The organism is Protofrankia symbiont of Coriaria ruscifolia, from assembly GCF_900634745.1.
In the GTDB taxonomy this organism is placed as follows: domain Bacteria; phylum Actinomycetota; class Actinomycetes; order Frankiales; family Frankiaceae; genus Protofrankia; species Protofrankia californiensis.
On the sequence record NZ_CAAAFR010000181.1, the window covers coordinates 1 to 9,648 of the forward strand.

4 protein-coding genes are annotated in these 9,648 nt (G+C 68.8%); all 4 read right to left on the reverse strand.

Annotated features, from left to right (window positions below):
• Positions 1–60: 60 nt before the first annotated feature.
• Complete coding sequence (locus CV1CTNOD_RS20060; protein WP_131787553.1) at positions 61–2,148, reverse strand: 3-hydroxybutyryl-CoA dehydrogenase; 2,088 nt, start codon at positions 2,146–2,148, stop codon at positions 61–63.
• Positions 2,149–2,631: 483 nt separating this feature from the next.
• Positions 2,632–8,088 (reverse strand): carboxyl transferase domain-containing protein, encoded by a 5,457-nt coding sequence (locus CV1CTNOD_RS20065; protein WP_131787554.1) that lies wholly within the window; start codon positions 8,086–8,088, stop codon positions 2,632–2,634.
• Between the two features lie 223 nt (positions 8,089–8,311).
• Positions 8,312–9,271, reverse strand: coding sequence for a 3-oxoacyl-ACP synthase III family protein (locus CV1CTNOD_RS20070; RefSeq protein ID WP_131787555.1), 960 nt, complete (start codon positions 9,269–9,271; stop codon positions 8,312–8,314).
• Between the two features lie 24 nt (positions 9,272–9,295).
• Positions 9,296–9,648, reverse strand: a 353-nt coding sequence (locus tag CV1CTNOD_RS25880) for an acyl carrier protein (protein WP_207386562.1), incomplete at its 5' end; no start/stop codon positions are given.

The following is a 9,648-nucleotide window of genomic DNA, read 5'->3' on the forward strand; positions in this document are numbered from 1 at the left end:
ACTTCCCTGATTTCGTCCATGATTGACCTCTCTTATACGGTGCCGACATCGAGCAGATGTTCAGTAGACCCGGAAACCCCGCCCGGTCTTGCGACCGAGACATCCGGCCTTGACAAGGCGTTCCAGCAGGGGCGCCGGAGCGTACCCGGGTTCCCGGAACTCCAGGTAGAGGGTTCGCAGGATGGCGAGCGTCACGTCCAGGCCGACGACGTCGGCGAGCGCGAACGGCCCCATGAGGTGCGCACAACCGACCTTCATCGCCGTATCTATGGCCTCGACGTCCGCGTAATGGGCCTCCAGCATCTTCACGGCGGTGTTGAGATACGAGAACAGCAGGGCGTTGACGATGAAGCCGGCGCGGTCGGCGCACCGGACCGGGTGCTTGCCCGCCGCCCTGGCCACCTCGAACACGGTCGCGGTGACGTCGTCCGCGGTCACCACCGTGGGCACGATCTCCACCAGTCGCATCCGCGGCGCCGGGTTGAACCAGTGCATGCCGACCACGTCCTGCGGACGGGAGGTGGCGGTGGCACACTCGATCACCGGGAGGGACGACGTGGTCGTGGCAAGGACCGCCCCGGAACGCGCGACCCTGTCGAGCTCGGCGAACAGCGCCCGCTTGACGTGGATGTCCTCGACGACCGCTTCGATGATGAGATCGCAGTCGGCCAGCGCGGACAGTTCGGTCGAGGAGCGCACCCGGGCGAGGGCGGCGACCCGGTCATCCGAGGAGATCCTGCCCCGTTCGACCGCCTTGTCCAGGGACCGCTCAAGCCTCCTGCGGACAGCGGCGACCTTTTCCTCGTCCCGGGCGCGGAACACCACCTCGTAGCCGGAGCGGGCGCAGACTTCGATGATCCCGCTGGCCATGGTGCCGGTGCCGACGACACCGATCGTGCGTACCGGCCGGGCACCGACCATGGAAGGCCCGAGTTCGGGGGTGGTGACCATGTCGACGATCTCGGACGAGTCGGGGGCGGCGTAGGTGTAGAAGCCGCGGCCGGTCTTGCGGCCGAGCATGCCGGCGGTGACCAGCTGCTTGAGCAGCGGGGCCGGGGCGTGCAGGTGGTCGCGGGAGGTGTGGTGGATTGAGTCGAGGATGTCGTAGGCGCTGTCGAGACCGATCAGGTCGAGCAGCGCCAGCGGACCCATGGGGTGGTTACAGCCGAAGCGCATGGCGGCGTCGATGTCCTCACGGGTGGCGTGGTGCGTCTCCACCATCCGGATGGCGTTGTTGAGGTAGCCGAACAGCAGGGCGTTCACGATGAACCCGACCCGGTCCCCGGCGACGACGGCGGTCTTTCCGACCTTGGCGACGAGCGTCTCGACATCCTCCAGCACGGACGGGTCGGTGACCACCGTACGGATGATCTCGACCAGGCCCATGATCGGCACCGGGTTGGACCAGTGCGTGCCGACAACCCGGGACGGGCGTGAGGTGCCGGCGGCCAGCTCGGTGATCGACAGGGAGCTGGTGTTCGTCGCGAAGATGGTCCCCGGCGGGCACAGCGTGTCCAGCTCGGCGAAGAGCGCGCGTTTGTCCTCGATCCGCTCGGGGATCGCCTCGATGACCAGCTGGCAGTCCGCCACGGCGGCGAGGTCGGTTCCGGCGTGGATCCGGGCGAGCAGGGCGTCCCGGCCGGCCTCGGTCAGCTTGCCGCGGCTCACCGCGCGGTCGGTGGAGTGCCGGATACGATCGAGCCCGCGGGTCAGCGTCGCGTCGTTGAGCTCGACGCCGACCACCTCGATGCCGGCGCGCGCCAGCACCTCGGCGATTCCGGCGCCCATGGTGCCGAGCCCGACAACTCCGACCTTCGCTGGCGATCCAGTGTGCCCGCCCGGCTCCTTCACTACTACACACTCCAACGTCGCTGTGTTTGGGTCGATGCCGTAGCGCTCCGGACCGAAGGCAGCGACAATCAATACGGTCATCAGGTCGAACACCTCCGCGTTGAGGTGCATCAGGCTGCGGTGGGCCTCCCCGCTACGGCTGACCAGGCCGGCCTGCTCGAGCACCTTCAGGTGCTCGCAGACCGCCTGCACGTCGGCCTTGCACCACTCGCCGACCGTGGCGTCGCCGTCGATCAGCCGCTCGACCAGGTCACACCGGATCGGGTTCGCAAGAGCCTCGAAGATCTGTGACGCCATCGTTGCCCTCTCTCCGCGACGACCGAATCATCAACCATCTACTTGATGATCCTAACACTAGGCTCGGGGAAACATCATTAGATAACTTGATAATCTCCCACGTGGCCCCAGAGGCAGATCTTTAGTCAATCAGAACGTTGAAGATTGCGCCAGCCTCAAGAGCAAACGTGAGGCTCAGCTCATCCGGAGAGATGGCGGCACGACGGCAACCATCATCATTTTGATGGACGGGCGGTCCGCCCGAACCTGCCGTGGTTGCCGCTGGAAGCCAAGGGATGACAGGACGACCTGCAGCTTCGTGACCGTCCGCCAGATATGGCGGTGGCTGGCGCTGGAGGCCACCTGGCCGCACGGCCATAGCCAGGAGGCGGAACATCCTACTCGCCCACTTCCTGATAGTGGACGAGTAGGATCATGACGGCAGGCAGAGAGGCGTCGCCCCGCTGCGTGACCGACCAGGTTGCCGTCGGGTCATCGACGCCGTTAGCCGAGCTGACGCAGACGGGACTCTATGGCCTCGATGACCCGCGGGCGCAGTTCGGCGGCGGGGATGACGGCATCGACGGAGCCGACCTCGACCGCGCGCTGGATGCTGTGCACGCGGTCGAACTCCTCGGCTACCTCGGCGAACTTCTCCTCGCGGACGGAGGTGCGGAGCTCGTCGAGCTCCGCGGTCAGCGCGGCGTGGTCGGGGTAGGCGGCGGCCGTGACCCGGGCCTCCAGGTCGCGCACGCGCGGGTCGTCGGCGGTGCGGGCGTCGACTTCGTCGGAGAACACCACCGCGGCGGCGGGGGCGCCGCCGATCACCGAGGCGAACGAGCCCTCCAGCGCCAGCACGGTCATGTTCGGGTTCAGCGCCTTGGAGAACACCACGAACGCGCCGCCGTGGTACCGCGAGATCACGCAGAACACGATGGGCCCGCGGAAGTTCACGATCGCGCGGCCGATCTCGGCGCCGTACTCCAGCTGCAGGTTGCGCATCGACTCGGGCGAGCCGTCGAAGCCCGACAGGTTCGCCAGCACCACCAGCGGCCGGTTCCCGCTCGCCGCGTTGATCGCCCGCGCGACCTTCTTCGAGGACTGCGGGAACAGCGTGCCCGCGGTATAGGTGTCCGGGCCGTCGGTGGGCGGGAAACCGCGCCGCGGCACCGCCCGCGACTCGATGCCGATCAGGCACGCCGGTATGCCGCCGAGGTGCACGTCCTGCACCACCGCGGTCTCCGCGTCGGCCATGTGCTTGAAGCGTTCCAGCACCCGGTGGTCCTGGTCGGACAGCGCCCGCATCACAGTGCGGATGTCGAACGGCTTCTTACGGTCCGGGTTGGCCCTGGGGGAGAAGATCTCCCCAACGGAGGTGAAGTCGCTGCCAGCCACCGAGTGCGGGTAGTCGGAGATGTCGCGGTCGACGGGGTCGTTCGTCTCCGCCCGCTGCGGAGCATCCTCGCCGGGGGCGACGTACGTGTGGTCGTAGTGCGCCATCAGCACGTCCCGGGCGGCGATCAGGTTCGGCGCCCAGTACTGCGCCTGCCCGTTCGGGCCCATCACCCGGTCGTAGCCGCCGATGCCGAAGTGGTCCTCGGCCGACACGCCACCGGAGAAATCCAGGGCCCGCTTGCCGGTGAGCACCATCGCCGAGTCCTGAATCATCACCAGGATGCCCTTGGTGTGCATGAGCATCGTCGCCTCGGCGTTCCAGTAGGGCTGCGCGCCGACGGTGATGCCCGCGAGCACGATGTTGATCTCGCCTCCGGTCTGGGTGAACTCGATGATCCGCTTGAGCACCGCGGCCACCCAGTCCATGTTCTCCGTGCCCGTCTTCATGGAGATCCGGGCGCCGGAGGACACCGCGTACCACTCCAGCGGCAGCCGCCTCCGCTCGGCCAGGTCCAGCGCGGCGATCACGCGTCGGCACTCCGGCTCCGACAGCGCGCCGAGCGACTTCGTCGGGTCACCGAGCAGCACGATCCTGGTCACACCCTGCGGGTGCAGCCGGGTCGGGGTGGTGACCACGCCCGTGACGATCGCCGCGGTGTTGTGCCCCTTCGGCCGGTCGACCGGTACCAGCGCGTGGTTGTCGTCGAGGTCATGTTCGACGAACTCGCCGAGCTGGTCGGTCAGCTCATACGGGTATATCATCCCGCGGCTGCTCGCGCGCAGCACCTTCAGCCGGTAGTCGTCGAGCGGCTCGACCGGCTCGGCCGAGGGCTCGCCAACGGTCAGCTCGGTGCCGCCCGTGGCGTCGAAGGAGACCCGCACGGCGATCTTGGATAGCTCGCCGGTCCTCGGGTTGCGCTGCCGCGCGATGAACAGGATCTCCTCCAGTCTGGCGCCCGCGGTCGTCGGCAGCACACGACCGGCGATCATCTCCAGCTCCGCACGGGTGATGTCGCTCGGCGGCCAGACGTAGACCACGATCCGGTTGGTGCTGAAGCGCTTGCCCGACGGTCGCCGCGACTGCGCGCGGCGGATCGAGTCGACGCAGGCGGCCACGGCGTCCTCGGCCGTCGGCAGCGCGACCAGCCGGCCGTCGTGATCGCACTCCCCCATCAGGTCGCGTACCTGGGTGAATGCGACGAGGCGGTCGTCCGACGGGTTCTCCCGCGCCACGCACTGGTAGAGGTACACCTCCTCGTCCAACGACCGCAGCCGGGTGAGGTCGAATTTGCTCAGCCGCTCCAGCTGCATCCGCTGCGCGATGTACGGGTGCAGGCCGCGGATCAGCCGCTCCTCGGCCATCCCGGCGTCCGACGGCCGGAACGTGAAGTGGTGGTGCATCACCGCGCGGCAGCTGCCCGCGACGGTGATGGTGAGCCGACGCACCTGGGGCGGCAGTGGGTACGCGCTGACGACCTCGTGCAGCGCGACCGCCATCGCGGCGGAGTCCGCCGGCTGGTTCTCCCAGGACAGGTAGATGTCAGCGTCGAAGGAGTGCTCGCCGCCAGCCAGCTCCGCGAGCCCGCCCAGCGCCTCGCCCAGCGCGTCGAAGCCCACCGCACAGGAGACGAGCCAGGAGCCCGCGCGCTCGGCCACCACGAATCGGCGGCCGGCGTACTCGGCGGCGCGGACGCCGGTGAGGTCCTTGTTGCCGTAGTACCGGCGGGTCAGCACTTCTAGCATGACCGTGTTGTCCCGGTCGTCGCGCAGCAGCCGCTGGCCCAGCAGCCCCACCAGCGGCTCGGTGCTGCGCACCATCTCGGCGATGCGCGCGGCGCGATCCGGCGCGTCCGGGTACGCGTCCAGGTGACGCAGGTGCTCGCGGACACGGGCGTAGACCCGGGCGCGGCGCCGCAGCTGCTGCTGCCGCCGGAACCAGGCGAACACCACGCCGCGCGCGAGGTCGGCGACCCCGGGGAAGCGGACCTTCGTGGCGGCCACCAGCCGCTCCAGCGCCAGACGCGCCGGCTGGTGCACGGACTTGTCCGGCGGCGGCTCCCGCAGCCACGATTGCAGCAGCGCCTCGACGACCGTGGCGGCGGCGACGGCGCGCTGCAGGGCCAGGAAGATCCGGAACACCGCGGCCACGAGCTCGGGGGAGCGTCCCAGGTCGGTGACGCCATAGTGCCCGAGCGCCTTGGCCAGCTTGGCCTGAAACGCCTCCGGTAGCCCGGCCCGCTCGACGTCGAGGCTCCGCAGGTAAGTCTGGAAGTACTCGTGAGCGCTGTGCAGGTGGCCCTCACCGCCGACGTCCGTGCAGGCCGGCCGGTTCCGGCCCAGCTCGGCCAGGTCGGCGAACACTTCGATGAGTTCGAGCTCCTTGGCCAGCGGCCGGTGGCCCTCCTCGGTGGCCGCCCGACACGCGAGGTAGTCGTCGAGCACCCGGCGCTCGTCGTGCAGATCGAAGCCCAGCAGCAAAGCGCGCAGATCCTCCAGGCCGCGCGCGGTGCGCTCGCGCGCCGGGACCTCCTCGGGCGCGGCCGGCAGATCCACCCCGGCCGCCGCGGCGGCCGGGGTGTCCTCGACCTCGGCGTCGGCGATCCGCTCCAGCCACAGCAGCGGCACGCCCGCCTCGACCTGTCTGTGCAGGGAGACGACACATTCCTTCACCCGCGCCTTGAACGGCGCCCGCAGCACCGTCTCCATTTTCATGCTCTCCAGCACCAGCAGCGGCGCGCCCGCCTCGACCTCGGCGCCGACCTCCACCGGCATGGCGATGACCAGCGCAGGCGCGGGCGAGCGGACGACGCCGCCCTCGTCGCGGCTGACCCGGTGCGTGACGCCGTCCACCTCGATCAGGTGGACCGGCCCGTGGGTGTCGGTGAGCAGCCGGTACCGGGCGCCGTTGACGACGATCTGCCCGGTGTGCCGGTCGAAGCGGTCGAGCTCGACGTCGGCGGTGCGGACGTCCGCGCCGGCCTCGACGCCGACGCGGAACCGGTGCGGGCCCAGCCGCGCCACGCGCACCCGGTAGCCGACGCCACGCAACTTGAGGTCCAGCGGCCGGCCGCTGTCGTGCTGCACCTGCGGACGTCCGCCGAACGCCGTCGACAGCAGCCGTTGCCGCTCGACGCGCTCCTCCTCCTCGTACGCGTCGATGGCCGCGGCCGCCAGGGCCACGGCGGAGTGCCGGTGCGAGACAAGCCCGTCCTCAGCGCGGACGCGGTCGATCCAGCCGGTGTCCACACTGGCGTCGATCACCTCGGGCTGGTCGAGCAGGTCCAGCAGAAAGCTCTTGTTCGTGGCGCCACCCTTGATGATCGCCTCGATCTCCTGAATCGCCCGGCGCAGCCGGCCCAGCGCCTCGTCGCGGTCGCGGCCGTAGGCGATGATCTTCACGATCATCGAGTCGAAGTCGGCCGGAATGGTGTCGCCCTCGCTGACGCCGGTGTCCACGCGTATGCCGGGCCCGGCCGGCAGCTTCAGCCGCTCGATGCGACCCGGGGACGGCGCGAAGTCGCGGTCGGGGTCCTCGGCGTTGAGCCGGGCCTCGACGGCGTGTCCGCGCTCGACCGGCCGCGCGCCTTGCAGGCGACCGCCCGAGGCCACGTGCAGCTGGGCCTTGACCAGGTCGAACCCGGTGGTGGCCTCGGTGACCGGGTGCTCGACCTGCAGGCGGGTGTTGACCTCGAGGAACGCGAACTGCCTGTCGCCCGGGCGGTAGAGGAACTCCACGGTCGCCGCGCCCCGGTAGCGGACCTTGACGGCCAGCCGCTCGGCAGCGGCCTTGAGCTCGTCCGCCTGCTCCGGGCTGAGCACCGGCGAGGCCGACTCCTCGATCACCTTCTGGTTGCGCCGCTGCACCGTGCAGTCGCGGACGCCGAGCGCCCACGCGGTGTGGCCGTCGGCGATCAGCTGGACCTCGACGTGCCGGGCCCCGGTGATCAGGCGCTCCAGGAACATTACGCCGCTGCCGAACGCCCGCACGGCCTCCTGCCTGGTGGGCTCATAGGCGTTGACGAGCTCGGACTCGTCCCTGATCACGCGGATGCCCCGGCCGCCGCCACCCGCGGCCGCCTTGAGCATCAGCGGATAGCCGATCTCGGCGGCCGCCGCCCTGGCGGCGTCCAGGCTCTCAACCGCACCGCGGCTCCACGGCGCGACCGGCACGCCGACCTCCTCAGCGATCCGCTTCGCGCCGATCTTGTCGCCGAGCTTGCGCATGGCCTCGGGGCTGGGCCCGATGAAGACGACCCCGAGCCTCTCACAAAGCTCTGCGCACGCCGGGTCCTCCGCGACGAAGCCCCAGCCGACCCACGCGGCGTCGGCCCCGGTCTCCACCAGCGCGCGTTCCAGGATCCTCAGGTCGAGATAGGGACGCGCGGCGGCCGGGCCGAGATAGTAGGCTCTGTCGGCCGCGCGCACGAACGTCGCGGTGCGGTCAACGTCGGTGTACAGGGCGACAGTCTTGATCCGTGTATTGGTCTCGGCGGCCCGCTCCTGAACGGCGCGGATGACGCGCATCGCGGCCTCACCACGGTTGACGATGACGACACAGCGGCTCACGGCTGGGCCCTTCTGCTCATGACTGGTCGGAATGTGGGGATGGCACCCGGCCGGTCGGCTCGGCGAGCCGAAGACCCGGACAGTTGATCCAATGACAGGCATTTCTAAGTCAATAGGTTGAGATGAGCTTAGCTCGATCAAGGCCGTTCGTCAACGAAATAGTTGACGAACGGCTGCGACGACCGTCCCGGACTCGGGCAGGAACGTGACTGGCCCGTGTTGATCAGATCGGGGTCGATCTCGTCGTCATCCAGCGCAAGGCGACCCCACCCCACGTCGCGCCGCCGCCAAAAGCCACCAGCAGGAGCAGGGAGTCCTGCTGGAGCCGGCCGGCCCGCACGGCGTCATCCAGCGTGATCGGCACGGAAGCTGCACCGGTGTTGCCGTACTTGCCGACGGTGAGATGCATCATGTCTGGAGCGAGCCTCAGCGTCTCGGCCAGGTCGGCCAGCATCACGCCGTTCGCCTGATGGGGCACGATGAGATCGACATCGGGCAGCGTTACGCCCACAGCCGTGCACAGATCCGTCACGACTCCTGCCATCTTCTCGGTTGCCAGGCGACGGACCTCCCGGCCGTTCATCGTGAAAAAGCCTCCGACGGGGACCTGGATCAAGTCCGCGTGGCGTCCGTCCGAGGACAGGGTGCTCGCCAGCAGGCCCTGTCCGCCAGGTACCTTGCCGAGGACGACCGCGCCAGCACCGTCTCCGAAAAGAATCGAGGTGCGGGGGTCGGTGTAATCAAGAATGTGCGAATAGATGTCGGCGCCAATAACCAAAGCGGTGGAATACGCCGGGTCCGCGACAAGCATGGAGTGGGCGACCTTCAGCGCGTAGATGAAGCCGCTGCAGACCGCTTGGAGGTCGAAGGCGCACGCTCGAGTGGCGCCGATGGCTGCCTGAACGCGGCATGCGGTGGCGGGCATGGGCTGGTCGGGTGTGGAGGTGGCGACCAGGAGCGCATCGACGGCTCCGGGTTCTATTCCTGCCGCGTCGAGCGCCTGTCGTGCGGCGTGGGCAGCCAGATCGGAGGTGACCTCGCTCGGTGCTGCCACACGGCGTTCGCGGATGCGGGTCTTCTCGAAGATATAGCCGCGGTCGAGACCGAGACGATCTTCCATTTCCTCGCTCGTGACAATTTTTTCCGGAAGATATGATCCGGTTCCAAGGATGACTGTCCTCACAACGACCTCCTACAGGGTCCGAGGCTACAACAGTTCGTCGAGATACGCACTGAGTTCTGCGATTGTCGGGTGCTCCCAAATCGAGGCGACCGGGATGGAGACCTCGAATAGCTGCTGGATTCGTCCGCGGAATTCCACGGCGCGCAGGGAGTTCAGGCCGAGCTCCGAAAAGGCGGCACTAGGGCTCACCCGACGCGCCCGCAAGCTGAGGACTTCACGCAACGTTTCAACGACGTGCGTCACGATGACCTTACGGCGTTCGTCTCCGGTATGCCGTTGAATCTCGGCACGGACGTCAGCGGCCCTCTCAGCGTCCGGACGTTGCTCGGCCGGCTCGGCAGGCGCCGGCCGGACTGGGTTGGTCGGTTGTGCCAGGT

Bases quoted from the DNA above. Each gene is read 5' to 3' on its own strand.
- CV1CTNOD_RS20060 (WP_131787553.1), bottom strand. From the start codon at position 2,148: ATGGCGTCACAGATCTTCGAGGCTCTTGCGAACCCGATCCGGTGTGAC.